The sequence below is a fragment of the Paraburkholderia sp. A1RI-2L genome, assembly GCF_048957375.1.
Taxonomy (GTDB): domain Bacteria; phylum Pseudomonadota; class Gammaproteobacteria; order Burkholderiales; family Burkholderiaceae; genus Paraburkholderia.
In genome coordinates this window covers 1,235,840-1,252,168 of record NZ_JARBTA010000002.1, presented here as the reverse complement: position 1 = coordinate 1,252,168, position 16,329 = coordinate 1,235,840, and the positions used below count along the sequence as shown (strand labels likewise).

Sequence of the window (16,329 nt, the reverse complement as noted above, 5' to 3'; positions counted from 1 at the left end):
CGCAGGCAAGCGGCCCGGGGCCAGCCATGACGCCTGCGCACCAGGAGCCCTCATGATGAACATCGCGCCGATGCTCTTTTCCCCGCCGACTTCCCATGCGTTCGCGCAGCGCGTGGCCTCTGCGCTCGGCATCGCGCTGGGCGAACACGAATGGCGCCCCTTCGAGGACGGCGAGCACAAGATGCGCCCGCTCGAAAGCGTGCGAGGTCGCGACGTCTATGTGATCCATTCGCTGTACGCCGAACCGGGCCACTCCGTCAACGACAAGCTGTGCGAACTGCTCTTCTTCGTGGGAGCGCTGGCGGACGCCTCGGCCGCGCGCGTGAGTGTCGTCGCGCCCTACCTCTGCTATGCGCGCAAGGACCGGCGCTCACAGGCACGCGACCCGATAACCACGCGGTACGTGGCCCAACTGTTCGAGGCGGTCGGCACGGCGCGCTTCGCCACGCTCGACGTCCACAACGTAGCGGCTTACCAGAACGCGTTTCGTGTGACCACCGAGCATCTCGAAGCGAACGAATTGCTCGCGCAGTGGTTTGCGACTCATCTGCGCGATACGGCGCTCGTGGTTGTTTCGCCCGACGCCGGCGGCGTGCGGCGCTCGGAAGATTTTCGCAGTCGGCTCGCGAAGCTGATCGGCCATCCGGTTGAAGCGGCATTCGCCGGAAAGCTGCGCGCGGGTGGCATCGTCACGGGCAAGCCGATCGTCGGCGATCTGGAGGGGCGCTGCGCAATCATCGTCGATGACCTGATCGGCACAGGAACGACCCTCGCGCAAGTCGCGGGGCACTGTCGCGCACTCGGCGCCACCGAGGTGCACGCTGCCGCCACGCACGGTCTTTTCCTTGAGGACGCCTGCGTGAAACTCGGCGGCGGCGCCCTGGCGAGCATCGTCGTGACCGACAGCGTGGCGCCGTGGCGGGTGCCGGACGGACCGCTGCTCGATCGCCTCACCGTGCTCGACAGCGCGCCGCTATTTGCGGAGGCGATCGCGCGCATGCATGCGGACGCCTTGTAGCAGCGCTGGGTCGCGCGCTTCACTCGCGCAACGGCGTGCGCCAGTTTTTCATCGCGCTCCGATGAGAACCTGCCGCCATGGCGCCGAGCGGTTCGATGCGCTCGGCCTCGCATATATCCATATCATCGAAGATCGTTTTTTGGCCCCGAACCCACGCGCTCAAATAAGTCTGCTCGAAATGATGATCGACATAGGTCAGCCAGCACGGCGCGCCGTGATCCATTCTGTCTTCAGGCGCCACGTTTCTGCGCTTCAGGCGGTCGCGGCTGCAGTCATTTTTCTCCTCGCGGCTTGCGCCACCCGCACATCGGGCAATACCGCGGATGCAGTCCCGAGGGAAACGCCACCGCCCGCATTACAGTCCGTGCCGGTGGACCTGACGCGCTACATGGGCCGTTGGTACACGATCGCCACCGTGCCGTACCTGGGCGAACGTGAATACGTTGGCAGCTACGCGGACTGGGAACTACGCAAGGACGGCAGGATCAACGACAACTACTTCGGAAGACGCCACGGCTTCGATCAGCCGGTGACGGGAGGCACGCTGGTCGCGAGCGTGGTGCCTGGCAGCGGCGGCGGAAAGTGGCGGGTGACGATCTTGTGGCCGTTCGACATGGTGGTCCTCACGGTCTACGTGGACCCCGATTACCGCTACACCGTGCGCTGCGAGGAGAATGGCAGCCCCATCTGGATCTTGTCCCGCACACCGGACATGGATGAAGATGTGTACGCTGACCTGGTGCGCCGGCTCGCGGCAATGGGTATCCGCACCGACAGGCTGCGGCGAGTTCCGCAGCACCCCGAACAGATCGGCCAGCCGGGTTTCATGGCGCCCCGCTGAGGCAACGTTTCACTGCATCTCTGCATGCGCGAACCGTTTGCGCGACGAGCGCCCCGGGCGGCATGGGTGCGAAGTTCGTCAAGCGCGGGAAGCACGCCGCATTCGGCCGACTTCGCAAGTCATCGGCGAGTAACGGCAAGAGGCGTGACCGGAGCGGGTCGTGCCCCTGCGCCGGGTTTGTTTTCTCCTGCGGCCTCGCCACTGGCGTTACTGCGCCCTACTTCGGAGCGGCAAGGTCGCAGGAGCGTCGCGCGTTCGCGATCTCAGGCCAGGTCATATTCGCGCATCATTTCGGCAATCACGGCTTTCAGAGGCGCAACGCACTCCTGCGCCCCCCCTCGAAGCTCATCGATGACCCAATTGCAACCGCCGTTCTCCGCTGGATCGACCTTGCGCGGAACCGTGATGTCGCAATCCCGGCAGGTCTCGCCTAGATCGGCGTTTTCCTGGACTCTGCGAAGAATCTCCACGCGAATGTTTTCAGCAGTACCAACGTTCTTGATCATGTTCATCTCCATGACACCACCGGAATCGCTTCCTCGATCATTCACCGATGTAAGGACTGCGCCAATGCCGAGCCGTCCCTCTATCCGCCGCTCCATTCTTTCCTCGCGGCGTCCCGCAGCGTTGACGCACATCAATTGAGGCCGCCCTCGCCGGCGTAGTGTCGTTTCAGACACAAACTTCGGAGGTCAGCGCACATGAAATCGAAAGCTCAGCCATTCAAGGCCGGGAGTCACGAAAACGTGTTCCCGGATCTGGGTCATGACGCATACAGGCTGCAACACAAGCTGCACGAGCCTTCTGTATGTCCGACATGCGGCGCGGTATATCACGAGGGCCGCTGGCAATGGGTGACGCGCATGCCCGGCGCGGTCGAGGTCGTTTGCCCTGCCTGCCATCGCATTGCCGACAATGAGCCAGCAGGTTACCTCTACATCGAAGGCGACTTTGCGAAGCAGCATCGCGAAGAACTGATTCATCTTCTGCGCCATCACGAGGAGCAAGCGCGAGCCGAACACGCGCTGGAGCGGATCATCAGCATCGAGGATGATTCCGGCAAAACCGTCGTTACCACGACGGGCATTCACCTCGCCCGCAACCTGGCTTCGGCGCTCAGGGCGGCGTTCCACGGAACGCTGGAGCAGAAATACAGCAAGGATGAAAACTTGCTCCGAGCCTACTGGCGGCGCTAGACGACGTAACGCAGGCATCCTGCCTGCATCAGATGGAAATCGAGGTACCGATATGGAAGATGCCTTCGAACGACGCGCCCTGCTGCTTCACCTTGGGCGCACGCTGCAACTGCTGGCCCGCATTCTCGAAATGCGTCCGATAGCGGAGACCGTAGGGGAACTGATCTCGCTGCATCCGATACTGGAAAATGAAATCCTGCTCGGGCAGGTTTCCGCTTCCATGAGCGTGGAGGAATTCGTTGTACGCACGCAGCAGGCGTTCTGTGGCTGGCCGCAGGCGTTGCTTGATGAAAGGCTCGACCACGACGCATTCGCCGCATCGGTGCGCGACCGTCTGTTCGCATTGAATCTGCGCGGCTGGCATGCCTATGCCGCTCGCCTGCGCTCCGAGGTCGCGTGGTTCGGCCTGGAACCCGCCTTGGCCAACCGGCCACGCGTGCGTCATCGCAAGAATGACCGCGCAATTACGCGATCGCCAGTACGTGCGGATGTGGCTGACGCGGGGACTACGGCGCCAGTGTGGGACATCGAGCGCGACATCGAGCAGGTCAAAGATGATACGGGGCGGGTTGCGCAGGCGGTCGAAGGCATTGCGCCTCCGGACCGCACCGGGCGTGCAAACGAGCAATATCTCCCCGAGTTCGAGTGAGGAGCGGAGATATCGGGTGCTCTCGATCGGCGTGCATCTGCGCATCACCCGCTTTCGATGGCAGGCTTGGCGCTTTTCGTCGTGCTCGGAGCCGCTGTCTTTTCGAGCTTCACGCTCATGCCAGACGATTGAGCGAGGCCCGAGTTAGCTCGACTCATGCGGACATTTCGTATGCCTGACGAAATGCGGCAACGAACGCATCGAACGCCGCGCGTGGCAGATGGCCGATGCCTGCGGCGCCGGCCCGCCCCGCTCCGCCGAAAAGACGGCAAAAACGGTCCGCACCAAATGGCGCCGCGAGCGGTGCGCGTATGCTCGCGGTCCAGAAGCCCCCGGCAGTGGGCGTGAGCACCGCATGCGCGCGTTCGGGCGCCTCCCGTGAGAGCCGGTTCGCGAAGGCGCCGCGCACACGGCGCGCCCAGCGCTCGTCCGGCAGCATATAGACCTCGGTACTCGCCGATGTCGCCGCCGGGCGCTGCTCGCATGCGAGTTCGAGGTCCTCGCGCCGCACTCGCCCGAGCGTCGCGAGAAGCGGACAAGCCCCGACGAAATCGAGCGGGTCCGCATATGGCTCGAGCAGCGCGTAGAGCGCCGCAGGATCAATCAGCAGATCGTCCGTCGAGTCTCCATAGCCCGCATAGTTCACGTTCTCACCGAGTTCGCGCAGGCTCGCCTCGTCGCCGGAATCGATGCCCGCGAGCCGTGCGAGCCGGTGAGCCGCGTCCGGCAGATTGTCGCCGAACGCCGCCGCGACCGCCCATGCGCGATAGCGCCCTCCCAGCCGCCGGTCCACGAGCATGCTCGTGCAGACATCGGGCGCCGTATCGATATCCGCATGCAGCAGCGGGTGCCGCGGCAATCCGGTCGCGACGTGATGGTCGATATAGTCAATCGTGACGCCGCGCGCGAGCAGCGCGAGTACGGCGGCGCGGTTGACGTCGAACGAGAGGTCGAGGGCGGTCACATGGTCGCCGGGGCTCGCGATGACCCGCGCAAGCAGTGCGTTGTCCCGCTTCGGCCCCGTGATCAGCACCGCGTTGCGCGGCGTCGCGAGGCGCAGTTGATGCAGCGCGAACAGGCCGTCCGCGTCGCCGTTGCACACGTCGAAATATTGCATCGCGCTCCCCCATGCCTGTGCGTGCCGGCGTGCGCTATTTGCACACCTCGTCTTCGTAGTCCGAGGCCGCAAGACCCGCGCGCAATCTCACTTCGTCCAGGTCGAGCACCGCCAGCGCCGCTGCCCGGCCAAGCGCCTGCAGCGACGCGATCGACTCCGAGGAAAAATCGAAGTCGCGCGCAAACGACACGCCGTCCATGGACGTGCCATCGAGCGCAATACGGTGGATCTGCACCGGCACGTGGTTGCCCATCAACCGGATGTACTCGGGCGACTGCCGCACGCGCGCGGCGGCCGCTGCGTCGAGCTGGCCGGTGATGCGCTCGACAAGATCGCGGAAGTCGTTGGCGTTCTCCTCGAAGCGCAGATCGTTGCGCACGCGGTCCGCATAGACGATCTCGTCGCGGCGCAGCATCACCTCGAAGAGATTCGACGGCAACGGCCGCGCCCCGGAAAACAGATCGACGACGAATACGCGTCCCGCGACTTGCCCGCAGCGCTCGATCACGAGATCGAGCGGCGAGTTGCTGACAACGCCGCCATCCCAGTACGCGCGGCCCTCCACCGTCGTCCATGGCATCGCAGGCGGCAGGCTGCCGCTCGCGAGCAGATGCTCGGGTGTCAGCCGGTCGACGTAGCTGTCGAAAATGCGCCGCTCGCCGCTAGCGACATCCACGGCACCGAGCAGCAGGCGCGTGGGACTTGCCGCCAGCGCGTCGAAGTCGACGTAGCGGCGCAGGAGCGCGAGCATGGGTTCGGTATCGTAGTAGCTCGTCCACCACGGCGCAAAGCTGCCGGTTCCCGGTGCACCCATCCACCAGCGCGGGCGCATGAAGTTCGGCACGCCGAAGAGCGCGAGATGCCAGGCCAGCTCTGTCTGCCGCAGTTGCGCACAGGTCCGCGGCGCGGAGAGCCCCTCGATCGAAAGGTCGCGCCAGAAGGCGTTGAGCGCCGCGACCGCCTGGCCGGGATGGCTCGCGACAATCGCGCCGTTGAACGCGCCGATCGACACGGCCGAAACGATGTCGGGGCAAACGCCGTGCGACTCCAGCGCCTCGATCGCTCCGCTCTCGAATGCGCCGAGCGCGCCGCCGCCCTGCAGGATGAGCACGGTCTGCGAAGGCAGTGCGCCGAGGCGCGAGCCCGGTTGCGCGAGCGCGGCACTGCCGCTCGCGAGATTGCGCCGGTGCCGGATCATCTCTTCCGCGGCGACCGTTTCATCGGCTGGCACGCCGAATGAGAACATCGCCCGCAGCACGTTGTGCCTCATGAACAGCAGCGAGTAAGGCGGCTGCGCAAACTCGCCGCGCTCGACAACCTCCAGCGCATCGGACGGATCGCCCAGAAAGTTGTAGGGCGCGTCGAAGACATCGCCATAAAAGATCGAGACGTCGCGGTACGGCATGCGCGCGCCGCGCATGTTGCGGGCGGCGAGGCGTCCCTGGCGCACGGCGTTGTCCCAGTGCTCGACGCGGCGGCGCGCGCCCAGCACAGGGTCATGGAAGTTCGCGGCATCGCCTGCGGCGTAGATGTCCGGGTCTGACGTTTGCAGACACTCGTCGACGAGCACGCCATCGGCCAGCCCGATGCCGCTGCCCGCAAGCCATGCGCAGTTCGGCTCCACGCCCGTCGCGACGACGGCGAGTTCGCATGCGAGCGAGCGGCCATCGCTGAGCACCGCGCCCGTCAGCGTGCCATGCCCCGTGAAACGCTCGACCGTGAGCCCGGTCAGCACCTCGACGCCGTGCTCCGCGCAGAGCGTCCTGAAATGCGCCGAGAGCAAGGCGGAATGCAACTGCGGCAGCACCTGCTCACCGCGCTCGACAAGCGTCACTTCGAGACCCAGCTCGCGCAACGCCGCGGCGGCCTCGACACCCACGAAGCCCGCGCCGATCACGAGCGCCCGGCGCGCGGCCGCCGTATCGGTTCGCAACGCAACGGCGTCGCCGATATCGTGCAGGCAGTGGACGCCCGCAAGCGCGGCGCCGGGAACGCTCAGCATGTGCGGGCGGGCGCCCGTGGCGATCAGCAGCTTGCCGTAGCCCACCGCGCTGCCGTCTTCGAGCTGCACGCGGTGCGCGGCACAATCGAGCGCCGCAGCCCGGGTGTGCAGCAGCAGCGCGATGTTCTGCTTCTCGTAGAAGTCTGCCGGGTGGATCGTGACGCGCGCGGCGCCGACCTTTCCTGTGAGGAAACCTTTCGTGAGCGGCGGCCGCCGGTACGGTAGAACAGGCTCCGCGCACAGGATCGCGATGCTCGCGCCCGGCTCTTCGTGGCGCAGCGAGCGCGCAGCGGTCACGCTCGCAATGCCGCCGCCTACCAGCACGTAATCGAAACGCTGCTCGCGCATACCTTGCTCCTACGAACGGTTCAACTGACCGCCGCCTGTTCGCGCGCGGCATGTGCATCCTTGATCGCCAGCACGAAGGCGTCGACAGGGAGAAGATCGAGGCGACCTGCCAGACGACGGGACCTTGTTTCTGCACCTCCTGAACGTCCGCCGTGATCGGATCGACCCGTTGCTGACACGCTGCGTCATCTGGAATGCGCGGACGGCGCCGGCGAGTGCCTCTTCAACGTCGAAGCGGATGCTCGTGCTGCGCGCCGCTGCGGCGCAAATCCATACTGAATTGCGCCTTCGCCGTGTCCTTGATTCAGGTCAAGCGCGAACGGGGCAGACCCGTTCGAATAGACAAGGAAATACACGTCGACCGCATGGAGGGCATGGAGGGCATTGACGGCCTGGATGGTCACATACTCCGGGTCGCCAGCATTAAAAGAAGGAACGACCGCGTAACGATCAGCCCGGCGCGTACAACGATGAATCGGCAAATCCTTCGGCGGCCAGCACACGCCCGACCAGAATCAGGGCAGTACGCGCGATGTCGGTCTGCTGCACCTTGCCGACGATATCGGCCAGGGTTCCCGTCACCCGTTCCTCGTCCGGCCAACTCGCGCGGTAAACAACTGCAATCGGGCAATCACTGCCATAGTGCGGCAGCAATTCCGTGACAATCTTCGCGATGTGCCGGACACCCAGATGGATCGCCATGGTCGACCCATGCCGGGCCAGATCGGCCAGACCCTCGCCCTCGGGCATCGCGGTCTTCGTCGCGTAGCGGGTCAGAATCAGCGTCTGCGATACGCCCGGCAGCGTCAGTTCGCAGCCAAGCGTCGCCGCGCAGGCCGCCGTTGCAGTGACCCCCGGAACGATCTCATACGGGATGCCCAGCGCCCGGATACGGCGCATCTGCTCGCCGATAGCGCCATAAAGCGATGGGTCGCCGGAATGCACGCGCGCGACGTCTTGCCCTTTCGCGTGCGCGTCGGCGAGCAACTGAACGATCGCATCGAGATCGAGATCGGCGGTGTTTACGACCAGCCCGGCTCGATGGCCGTCCAGCACCGCGTCCGGAACCAGCGAGCCCGCATAGAGGATCACCGGACAGCTACGGATCAGGCGCTGGCCCTTGACCGTGACAAGTTCAGGATCGCCGGGTCCTGCGCCGATAAAGTAAACCGTCATGCCTCACTCCGTCATAAGCCGGGGCGGATGGTACGGACAGTTGCGACGGTCCGCAACGTCTCTATTTCGGCAAGCAGGACTTCGATCGTGTCGAACGCGCGATCGACCTCGGGCAAAAGCGGGCGCGCCAGCATCACGACCGGCAGTCCGCGCTCGCGTGCCACCTCCAGTTTCGCCTCGGTCGCTGCACCGCCGCTGTTTTTGCTGACCACGACATCGAATCCGCTGGCATCGAACAGCGCCCGCTCGCCCTCATGCGTGAACGGACCGCGCACGCCGATCACCCGCGCCCGAGCGTTACCAGGGTGATCGTCGAGGCAGCGAATCGTCCAGTGTTGATGCGCGGGGATCTCGTCGAGATGCAACAGCGGCTCCCGTCCCAGCGTGAACAGCGGGCGCGAAAATCCGGCAAGCGCTCTGCACAGCTCGCCCCATCCGTTCACGAAACGCCAGTCATCGCCGGATTGCGGCTGCCAGGCCGGACGACGCAGTGCCCAGCACGGCACACCCGCAAGCCGGCCCGCACTCGCCCCATTCGCGCTGATACGCGCCGCGTACGGATGCGTGGCATCGACGATCAGGCCGATACGCTGATCGTCGACATACCGGGCCAGCCCTTCGACTCCGCCAAAGCCGCCGACGCGAACCTCGCACGCGAGATCCTGCGGCACCCGGCCTAATCCGGCCAGGCTGTAGACGTCGCCTGGCCCGAGGCGCCGTGCGATCTTCAGCGCATCACCGGTGCCGCCCAGCAGCAGAACCCGGGTCATTGCGCGACTCCGACGAAATTCCCCACGCGGTCGATAGCAAACACTTCGACGCTAACGTCGGGCGGCACGACCCCCTGTGCGACGCGCAGAGCATGCCGGCACACGACATCGCCGAGCGCAATGCCGCGCCGGGTTGCCATCACAAGTGCCTGCTGGCTCGTGTTGGCCGCGCGGATGTCGTTCTGCAAGGTCTCATCGGCGCCCGATTCCGCCGCCCATTGCGCGAGCAGCGGCAAGTCGATGCTCGAGCTGCGGCTATGCAGGTCGAGATGACCCGCCGCCAGCTTGCTCAGCTTGCCGAAACCGCCGCACAGGCTCAGCTTCTCGACCGGCGCGCGGCGCAGGTGCTTGAGCACGGCACCGACGAAATCCCCCATCTCGATCAGCGCGATGTCGGGCAGGCCATAGTGCGCGCGCATGGCGTCCTCGCTCGCGTTGCCGGTGCAGGCGGCAATATGCTGGTAGCCATTGGCCCTTGCAACGTCGATGCCCTGATGGATCGACGCGATATAGGCCGAGCACGAAAACGGCCGCACGATGCCGGTCGTACCGAGGATCGACAACCCGCCGATGATGCCGAGCCGCGGATTCATCGTCTTGAGCGCCAGCGCCTCACCGCCCTCGACGCCAATCGTGACCTCGAAGCCGCCCGCGTATCCATACTCCGCCGCGAGTTCTGCAAGGTGCTCGCACATCATCCGGCGCGGCACCGGATTGATGGCCGGCTCACCGACCGGCAAGGTCAAACCGGCGCGCGTGACGGTGCCCACGCCGGGGCCGGCATGAAACCGCACCCCCGGCTCCGTGCTCAATTGCACTCGGGCGAACACGACCGCGCCATGCGTGACATCGGGATCGTCGCCGGCATCCTTGACCGTTCCGGCTTCCGCCCCATCCGCCGCATCGCGCCCATTGATGAAGCGGCAGAACGCGAGCGGCATCGGCACATGCTGGCCTTTCGGCAGGACGATTCGGGCGACATCGGTGCAAAGGCCGCCCAGCAACAGACGCGCAGCCGCCAGCGACGTAGCCGTCGCGCAACTGCCCGTCGTATAGCCGCTGCGCAGCGGACGCGGCGCTTCCGTCGTTTCGTCGCGCATCGTCACGGCTGTGCCTCCGCCCCGGCCCGGGTCGTGGCGGATTTCGTCACGTCCAGCAACGTAATCGGCAAGGTGGCACGCCACGTATCGAAACCGCCGAGCGGCTGGGCCTCGCTCAACGCAATGCGCGTCAGGGTGCCGCCATGGCGGTTACGCCAGTCGATCAGCACCGCCTCGCCCTGGAACGTGACCGCATTGGCCACCAGCCGGCCGCCATCGCGCAGCGCCGCCCAGCACGCATCGATCACTCCCGGCACGGTCACGCCACCGCCGATGAACACCGCATCTGGAGCAGGCAGTCCTGCCAGCGCATCGGGCGCCCGGCCCGCCACCAGTTGCAGATCCGGCACACCGAGCGCGTCGCGGTTGTGCGAAATGAAAGCCTGCCTGCGCGCATCCGACTCGATCGCGACGGCACGGCACGCCGGATGCGCGCGCATCCATTCGATGCCGATCGAGCCGCACCCTGCCCCAACATCCCACAGCAACGCACCGGGAAGCGGAGCAAGCCGCGCAAGCGTGATCGCGCGCACATCGCGCTTGGTCAACTGGCCGTCGTGCCGGAAAGCATCGTCCGGCAGGCCATGCGTCAGCGGCAACGACCGGCCCCCGTGCCCAACGTGCCCCCCTGGCGTATGGCAAGCGTGACAGGTCAGCGCCACGATGTTCAGCGCACCGATCGACGTGTCCTGCCAGGCGTCGGCGCGCAGATGCAGGCGCTTCTCACGCGGTCCACCGAGATTTTCGAAGACCGCCATCTCGGTCGCGCCGAATCCGCGTTCGTTCAGCAGTCCGGCGATCGCAGACGGCGTTGCGCCGTCCCGGCTCAGCACCAGCACGCGTGCGCCCTCACGCAAATGCGCGTTCAGCACAGCGATGGGCCGGTTCACAAGAGACACCGTCTCGACATCCTGCAACGGCCAGCCAAGGCGCGCCGCCGCGAGCGATAACGAAGACGGGCCGGAAATCACGCGCATCTGATCAGGCGGGACCACACGCGCGAGCGTGGCCCCCACGCCGAACATCATCGGATCGCCGCTTGCCAGCACGCAGACCGGCGTACCGCGATGCGACTCGATGCTGCCGATATCGAACGGTTTCGGCCACGCCTGCCGACGCGCGCGAATCCGCGCGGGCAGCATGGCCAGATGCCGTTCACCGCCGATGACAACGCCAGCATCCAGCAACGCTCGCCGGGCCGCACGCCCCAACCCCGCGAAACCGTCCTCGCCGATACCCACAATCGTCAGCCAGCAACCCATCACACTCCCGTTCGTCATCCGCTACCCGTGACTGGCCAACCGCCTGTACGCTTCGAGGCCTTCCTGAAAAAAGGCATAATACCCGCTTTGCCGGTGCCCTTCGGGGCTTCAAGGGAACACAGTTGAAGCTGTGGCTGCCCCCGCAACTGTAAGCAGCGAGTCCACACCCCCAGGGTGCCACTGGAGAACCGGGAAGGCCGGTGTGGACAACGACCTGCGAGCCAGGAGACCTGCCGGCCCATCGATCGTGCAAGCCATCACCGGGCGGGGTGTACCGGTGCGCGTTCTCTCCCTGTCGAGACAACGTGGCAGTCGTACGACGCCAACTTCGTTGAACCTTGAGCCACGTTTCACAGCCTTCGTTACGGCCATCGGCCTGCCCTGCGTTGTCGCGCATCGTCGCTGCGCGCGACGGCGGGCTGTGTCGCGTCAAGCTGCCCGGCGGCGTGCTGCACGCGGCGCAGGCGCTCGCCATCGCCGATGCAGCCGGGGCGCATGCATCGGGAATCGTCGAGCTGACGAATCGCGCCAATCTGCAATTGCGCGGCGTGAAATCGGGTCACGAAGCCGAACTTAGCCGGCGACTGCGCGATGCGGGCCTCGGGCCGCATGTTCCGTCCGCGCTGACCTTGCCCCCATTGCAGGCCGCATCGCAGGCAACGGCAGCCGACGACGTGCGCAATCTGCTGCTGAGCCCAAGCGCCGGCATCGACGAATACGCCTTGTGCGACACGCAACCGCTCGCCCGGGAGATCCTTCTCCTGCTGCAAAGCGAGCCACGTCTTGCTGCGCTGTCCCCCAAATTTTGCGTGCTGCTCGACGGCGGCGAGCGTCTCGCCGCGCTCGATCATCCCCATGATCTCTGGTTCGCTGCAATGGAAGCGAAAGCCGATGACGACCCGTGGTTCGCCATCGGTCTTGCGGGGCAGCCGCCTGCGTGGCAAGACAGTGCGGCAAACCCCGCACTGGCCGCGGTTCGCGCGCGCGATCTCCCCACCATGATCATGGCGCTGCTGCACACGTTTCTCGACGTCGCCGCGCCCGACGAGAACCGCATGCGCGACCTTCTCCGCCGACTGTCTGGCGCAGATATCGTGACACGCGCCGCCGCCCGCGCCGCCATCGAACTGCGATGCGATTCCACGGTTTGCGCATGGCGTCGCGCCCCCGCCGATCCTGGCCGCCGATTCGGCGCCTGGCGGCAACGCGATGCCCGCCTGTCGCATGTCGGCGGCCAGCCGCCGCTGGGCCGTATCGATACGCAGGGTCTGCGCGCACTCTCGCGGCTTGCCCAGGACCACGGCAACGGCACGTTCAGGTTGACGCCATGGCAAAGCGTGCTGATACCCGATGTGCCAGCCCCGGCGATCGAGGATGCCAAACAGCGCCTCGCGTCGCCCGGATTCCTGCTCGATGCTCGGGCGCCGCTCGCGCGGCTCATCGCATGCGCCGGCTCGACAGGCTGCGCGAAAGGGCTCGCCGATACCAAGCGCGACGCGCTCGATCTCGCGCAACGGCTACCCGATGGCGTCGCAGCCCATCTGAGCGGCTGCCCGCGTTCGTGTGCGGCGGCGCACTGTGCGCCGTACACGCTGCTGGCCGTCGAACCGGGTCGTTACGACCTCTATCGCCAGGAGCCGTCGCCGGCCTGCGTGCCCCTGGCCACGTCCGATGCCGCCGGACGCTTTGGCGTGCGCATCGGCACAAATCTGACCATCGAAGCGGCAGCCCGACTGCTAGGCGCTGCCGCCCGGAGCACACTTGATGACTGACTACGTTCGCGACGGACAAGCCATCTACCGCCAGTCGTTCGCCACGATACGCGCCGAAGCCGACCTGTCCCGCATCCCGCCCGACCTCGAAAAACTCGCCGTTCGCGTGATTCACGCGTGCGGGATGGTCGATATCGTCGATGCATTGCGTTTCTCCGATGGCGCGGGCGCAGCCGGCCGCGACGCGCTTGCCGGCGGCGCGCCGATCCTCTGCGATGCACGCATGGTTGCGCAAGGCGTCACGCGCGCGCGTCTGCCCGCTTCCAATGAGGTGTTGTGCACGCTCGGCGACCCGGCCGTGCCGGAACTCGCGCGCACGATCGGCAACACGCGCTCGGCGGCGGCGCTCGAGCTCTGGAGCTCAAAGCTCGAAGGCAGCGTCGTCGCAATCGGCAACGCACCCACCGCGCTGTTCCACCTGCTCGACATGCTCGACGCCGGCGCACCGCGCCCTGCACTGATCCTCGGCTTTCCGGTGGGATTCGTCGGTGCGGCGGAATCGAAGGCCGCGCTCGCCGCCGACAGCCGCGGCGTCCCTTACGTGATCGTCGAAGGCCGGCGCGGCGGCAGCGCCATGGCCGCCGCCGCCGTCAACGCACTGGCATCGGAAATCGAATGATGAATCACCGTGGGCAACTCTTTGGCATCGGCGTCGGGCCCGGCGATCCGGAACTGCTGACGCTCAAGGCACTCCGTCTGCTCAAGGCGGCGCCGGTCGTCGCCTACTTCGTGGCCAAGGGCAAGAAAGGCAACGCGTTCAGCATCGTCGAATCGCACCTCGACGGCGTGCAAATCCGGCTGCCGCTCGTCTACCCGGTCACAACCGAGGCACTCGAGCCGCCGTTGTCGTACGAGACGATCATCGCCGACTTCTACGATACGGCGGCAGCCGTGATCGGCGAGCACCTGGATGCGGGCCGCGACGTAGCCGTCGTATGCGAAGGCGATCCGTTCTTCTACGGCTCTTATATGTACCTGCACGACCGGCTGGCCGGCCAGTTTCGCGTCGAAGTCGTGCCGGGCGTCTGCTCGATGCTGGGCGGAACCGCGGTGCTCGGCACGCCGCTCGTCTATCGCAACCAGAGCCTCGCCATCCTCTCAGGCGTCATGTCCGAGGACGAACTGCGCAGCAAGCTCGCGCAAACCGACGCCGCCGTGATCATGAAGCTCGGCCGCAACTTCGCCAAAGTCCGCGGCGTGCTCGATGAGCTGGGGCTCGCGAACCGCGCGCTGTACGTCGAACGCGCCACGATGCCGAACCAGCGTATCGTGCCGCTGGCACTTGTCGACCCGATGGCTTCGCCGTACTTCTCGCTACTCGTTGTGCCGGGGCAGAAATGGCAGGGATGAACACCACGCCGCCCGTGCTCGTCGTGCTCGGGCACAGCGCATTGCCTGTGGCACGACGCATCAAGGAGGCGTGCCCCGGCGCATCGATCCACGGGCTGCTGGCGCGAGTCGAAGGCGAAGCCGATGTCGCCTTCCCCCAACTCGGCGCACATCTACAGACGCTCTACGCACAAGGCGTGCCGATCATCGCGCTCTGTGCGGCCGGCATCGTCATCCGCTGCCTCGCGCCGATGCTCGACAACAAGGGCACCGAGCCGCCCGTGCTGGCCGTGGCCGAGGACGGCAGTGCGGTCGTACCCCTGCTCGGCGGACTGGCGGGTGTCAACACGCTGGCCCGCAAGATCGCGCAGGCGCTGGACGTCGCACCTGCCATCACGACGAGCGGCGAATTGCGATTCGGCACCTGTCTGCTCAATCCGCCGGATGGCTATGTGCTCGCCGATCTCGATCAGGGCAAGCATTTCGTGTCCGATCTGCTTGCTGGCGAATGCGTGCGTATCGAGGGGGTTGCGCCGTGGCTGGACGACGCGCCGATTCCCAAGGACGAGCGCGCCCCGCTCACCATCCGGGTCACGCCACGCGCGACAGAAAGCAGGCGCGGCGAACTCGTCATCCATCCGCGCAGCGTGGCGGCTTGCGTGCCGGAAACGGAAGCGGCCGCAGACGCGGAAGCGGGCAGCGCGGCAGCCATTGCCGCAGCCATGTCGGCGCACGGGCTTGCGCCGGATGCGCTCGCGGTCCTGCTGGCGCCTGCTTCACGGATGGGAGACCCGTCGCTGGAAGCGGCAGCATCATCGCTCTGCATTCCTCTGCGATTCGCCGATGGCGGTCCGAACGTTGCACAAATGCTGGCGGACTCGACGAGCCCGCGATACGAGATCCGTGCTCATGCCAGCGGCGTGACGCTCGCAGTCGCGCCAATGCCTGTCACTCCTTCGCAGATCGGTCGTCGCCGGGGGCGTCTGAGCGTCGTCGGGCTTGGGCCCGGCAGCGCAGGGCTCATGGCCCCCGACGCGCGCGCGGCGCTGGATGCTGCGACCGACATCCTCGGCTATGAAACCTACGTGAAGATGGCCGGCCCGTTTCGCGACGCGCAACACCTGCACTGCACCGACAACCGCGAAGAACTGCTGCGCGCCCGCCACGCGTTCGAACTGGCCTGCGAAGGCCGGCAGGTTGTCGTGGTGTCGTCGGGGGACCCGGGCGTGTTCGCGATGGCCGCAGCCGTCTTCGAAGCACTCGACACGAGCAGCGATGCGCGCTGGAAAACCGTCGATCTGCGCATCGTGCCGGGCATCTCCGCCGCGATGGCCACGGCGGCAAAGGCAGGCGCGCCGCTTGGACACGACTTTTGCGTGCTGTCGCTGTCCGACAATTTGAAGCCGTGGAGCATCATCGAAAGCCGCCTGCGCCACGCGGCCGAAGCGGATCTCGTGATGGCGCTCTACAACCCGATATCGCGAGCCAGACCGTGGCAGCTCGACCGGGCCCTCGAGATCGTGCGGGAACAACGCTCGCCCGCCACCCGCGTCGTGCTCGGCCGGGACATTGGCCGTCCCGGCGAAGCGCTGACCACGACGACGCTTGGCGCGCTGCAATCCGCACAGGTGGACATGCGGACGATGGTCATCGTCGGTTCGTCCACGACACGCGGCGTTGCGGGCGGAGCAAACGGGGAATGGATTTACACGCCGCGATGGTATGAAGCGTGAGGATTCACTGGCGCAC

16 protein-coding genes and 1 riboswitch are annotated in these 16,329 nt (G+C 66.3%); of the genes, 8 read left to right on the top strand and 8 right to left on the bottom strand.

The window, feature by feature from the left end:
- Nucleotides 1–52: 52 nt before the first annotated feature.
- The gene (locus PWP93_RS20525; RefSeq protein ID WP_421045729.1) at nt 53–1,018 is read left to right on the top strand and encodes a ribose-phosphate diphosphokinase; all 966 of its coding nucleotides are present in this window, start codon (nt 53–55) and stop codon (nt 1,016–1,018) included.
- Between the two features lie 19 nt (nt 1,019–1,037).
- Here PWP93_RS20525 and PWP93_RS20520 read toward each other — a convergent pair whose 3' ends face one another.
- Nucleotides 1,038–1,241 (bottom strand): hypothetical protein, encoded by a 204-nt coding sequence (locus PWP93_RS20520; protein ID WP_421045728.1) that lies wholly within the window; start codon nt 1,239–1,241, stop codon nt 1,038–1,040.
- Between PWP93_RS20520 and PWP93_RS20515 the strand changes: the two genes are divergently transcribed.
- On the top strand, nt 1,233–1,859 hold the full coding sequence (locus tag PWP93_RS20515) for a lipocalin family protein (RefSeq protein WP_421045727.1): 627 nt from the start codon (nt 1,233–1,235) through the stop codon (nt 1,857–1,859). The genes PWP93_RS20520 and PWP93_RS20515 overlap by 9 nt on opposite strands.
- A 263-nt stretch (nt 1,860–2,122) precedes the next feature.
- Here the strand turns inward: PWP93_RS20515 and PWP93_RS20510 are convergent, their stop codons facing one another.
- Entirely contained in the window at nt 2,123–2,365 is a 243-nt protein-coding gene (locus tag PWP93_RS20510; RefSeq protein ID WP_421045726.1) for a hypothetical protein, read from the bottom strand.
- A gap of 195 nt (nt 2,366–2,560) precedes the next feature.
- Here PWP93_RS20510 and PWP93_RS20505 point away from each other — a divergent pair, with 195 nt between their 5' ends.
- Nucleotides 2,561–3,055 carry a BCAM0308 family protein gene (locus PWP93_RS20505; RefSeq protein ID WP_421026699.1) on the top strand — a complete coding sequence of 165 codons (495 nt, stop codon included), beginning with the start codon at nt 2,561–2,563 and terminating at the stop codon, nt 3,053–3,055.
- 52 nt (nt 3,056–3,107) lie between these two features.
- Complete coding sequence (locus PWP93_RS20500) at nt 3,108–3,704, top strand: hypothetical protein (RefSeq protein WP_421045725.1); 597 nt, start codon at nt 3,108–3,110, stop codon at nt 3,702–3,704.
- A 154-nt stretch (nt 3,705–3,858) separates the two neighbouring features.
- Here PWP93_RS20500 and PWP93_RS20495 read toward each other — a convergent pair whose 3' ends face one another.
- The 6 genes from PWP93_RS20495 to cbiE all read right to left on the bottom strand — a co-directional run bounded on the left by PWP93_RS20495 (nt 3,859) and on the right by cbiE (nt 11,479).
- A complete protein-coding gene (locus PWP93_RS20495) occupies nt 3,859–4,821 on the bottom strand; it encodes an acetyltransferase (RefSeq protein WP_421045724.1) in 963 nt (320 codons plus the stop codon).
- A gap of 34 nt (nt 4,822–4,855) precedes the next feature.
- Complete coding sequence (locus PWP93_RS20490) at nt 4,856–7,171, bottom strand: FAD-dependent oxidoreductase (RefSeq protein WP_421045723.1); 2,316 nt, start codon at nt 7,169–7,171, stop codon at nt 4,856–4,858.
- Between the two features lie 450 nt (nt 7,172–7,621).
- Nucleotides 7,622–8,347: a precorrin-4 C(11)-methyltransferase gene (cobM, locus tag PWP93_RS20485; protein ID WP_421045722.1), complete on the bottom strand. Its 726-nt coding sequence runs from the start codon at nt 8,345–8,347 to the stop codon at nt 7,622–7,624.
- 11 nt (nt 8,348–8,358) lie between these two features.
- Nucleotides 8,359–9,117 (bottom strand): cobalt-precorrin-6A reductase, encoded by a 759-nt coding sequence (locus PWP93_RS20480; protein WP_421045721.1) that lies wholly within the window; start codon nt 9,115–9,117, stop codon nt 8,359–8,361.
- Nucleotides 9,114–10,217 carry a cobalt-precorrin-5B (C(1))-methyltransferase gene (locus PWP93_RS20475; protein WP_421046141.1) on the bottom strand — a complete coding sequence of 368 codons (1,104 nt, stop codon included), beginning with the start codon at nt 10,215–10,217 and terminating at the stop codon, nt 9,114–9,116. Before PWP93_RS20475 ends, PWP93_RS20480 begins: the two co-directional genes overlap by 4 nt.
- Before the next feature lie 2 nt (nt 10,218–10,219).
- Nucleotides 10,220–11,479: a precorrin-6y C5,15-methyltransferase (decarboxylating) subunit CbiE gene (gene cbiE / locus PWP93_RS20470; protein ID WP_421046140.1), complete on the bottom strand. Its 1,260-nt coding sequence runs from the start codon at nt 11,477–11,479 to the stop codon at nt 10,220–10,222.
- Nucleotides 11,480–11,553: 74 nt separating this feature from the next.
- Nucleotides 11,554–11,732, top strand: a riboswitch (cobalamin riboswitch).
- Between the two features lie 133 nt (nt 11,733–11,865).
- On the opposite strand from cbiE, the gene cobG reads away from it, so the two are divergent.
- Genes cobG through cobJ form a run of 4 tightly spaced genes read left to right on the top strand, consistent with a single transcriptional unit; the run spans nt 11,866 to nt 16,313 of the window.
- Nucleotides 11,866–13,251 carry a precorrin-3B synthase gene (gene cobG / locus PWP93_RS20465; RefSeq protein ID WP_421045720.1) on the top strand — a complete coding sequence of 462 codons (1,386 nt, stop codon included), beginning with the start codon at nt 11,866–11,868 and terminating at the stop codon, nt 13,249–13,251.
- Nucleotides 13,244–13,870 carry a precorrin-8X methylmutase gene (locus PWP93_RS20460; RefSeq protein ID WP_421045719.1) on the top strand — a complete coding sequence of 209 codons (627 nt, stop codon included), beginning with the start codon at nt 13,244–13,246 and terminating at the stop codon, nt 13,868–13,870. Before cobG ends, PWP93_RS20460 begins: the two co-directional genes overlap by 8 nt.
- Nucleotides 13,867–14,601 carry a precorrin-2 C(20)-methyltransferase gene (locus PWP93_RS20455; protein ID WP_421045718.1) on the top strand — a complete coding sequence of 245 codons (735 nt, stop codon included), beginning with the start codon at nt 13,867–13,869 and terminating at the stop codon, nt 14,599–14,601. The genes PWP93_RS20460 and PWP93_RS20455 overlap by 4 nt, the downstream gene beginning before the upstream one ends.
- Complete coding sequence (gene cobJ / locus PWP93_RS20450) at nt 14,589–16,313, top strand: precorrin-3B C(17)-methyltransferase (protein ID WP_421045717.1); 1,725 nt, start codon at nt 14,589–14,591, stop codon at nt 16,311–16,313. The genes PWP93_RS20455 and cobJ overlap by 13 nt, the downstream gene beginning before the upstream one ends.
- Nucleotides 16,314–16,329: the final 16 nt, after the last annotated feature.

Coding starts and splice junctions, on each gene's coding strand:
- PWP93_RS20525 (WP_421045729.1), top strand. CDS start 53: ATGATGAACATCGCGCCGATGCTCTTTTCCCCGCCGACTTCCCATGCG.
- PWP93_RS20520 (WP_421045728.1), bottom strand. CDS start 1,241: ATGGATCACGGCGCGCCGTGCTGGCTGACCTATGTCGATCATCATTTC.
- PWP93_RS20510 (WP_421045726.1), bottom strand. CDS start 2,365: ATGATCAAGAACGTTGGTACTGCTGAAAACATTCGCGTGGAGATTCTT.
- PWP93_RS20505 (WP_421026699.1), top strand. CDS start 2,561: ATGAAATCGAAAGCTCAGCCATTCAAGGCCGGGAGTCACGAAAACGTG.
- PWP93_RS20500 (WP_421045725.1), top strand. CDS start 3,108: ATGGAAGATGCCTTCGAACGACGCGCCCTGCTGCTTCACCTTGGGCGC.
- PWP93_RS20495 (WP_421045724.1), bottom strand. CDS start 4,821: ATGCAATATTTCGACGTGTGCAACGGCGACGCGGACGGCCTGTTCGCG.
- PWP93_RS20490 (WP_421045723.1), bottom strand. CDS start 7,171: ATGCGCGAGCAGCGTTTCGATTACGTGCTGGTAGGCGGCGGCATTGCG.
- cobM (WP_421045722.1), bottom strand. CDS start 8,347: ATGACGGTTTACTTTATCGGCGCAGGACCCGGCGATCCTGAACTTGTC.
- PWP93_RS20480 (WP_421045721.1), bottom strand. CDS start 9,117: ATGACCCGGGTTCTGCTGCTGGGCGGCACCGGTGATGCGCTGAAGATC.
- PWP93_RS20475 (WP_421046141.1), bottom strand. CDS start 10,217: ATGCGCGACGAAACGACGGAAGCGCCGCGTCCGCTGCGCAGCGGCTAT.
- cbiE (WP_421046140.1), bottom strand. CDS start 11,479: ATGGGTTGCTGGCTGACGATTGTGGGTATCGGCGAGGACGGTTTCGCG.
- PWP93_RS20460 (WP_421045719.1), top strand. CDS start 13,244: ATGACTGACTACGTTCGCGACGGACAAGCCATCTACCGCCAGTCGTTC.
- PWP93_RS20455 (WP_421045718.1), top strand. CDS start 13,867: ATGATGAATCACCGTGGGCAACTCTTTGGCATCGGCGTCGGGCCCGGC.
- cobJ (WP_421045717.1), top strand. CDS start 14,589: ATGGCAGGGATGAACACCACGCCGCCCGTGCTCGTCGTGCTCGGGCAC.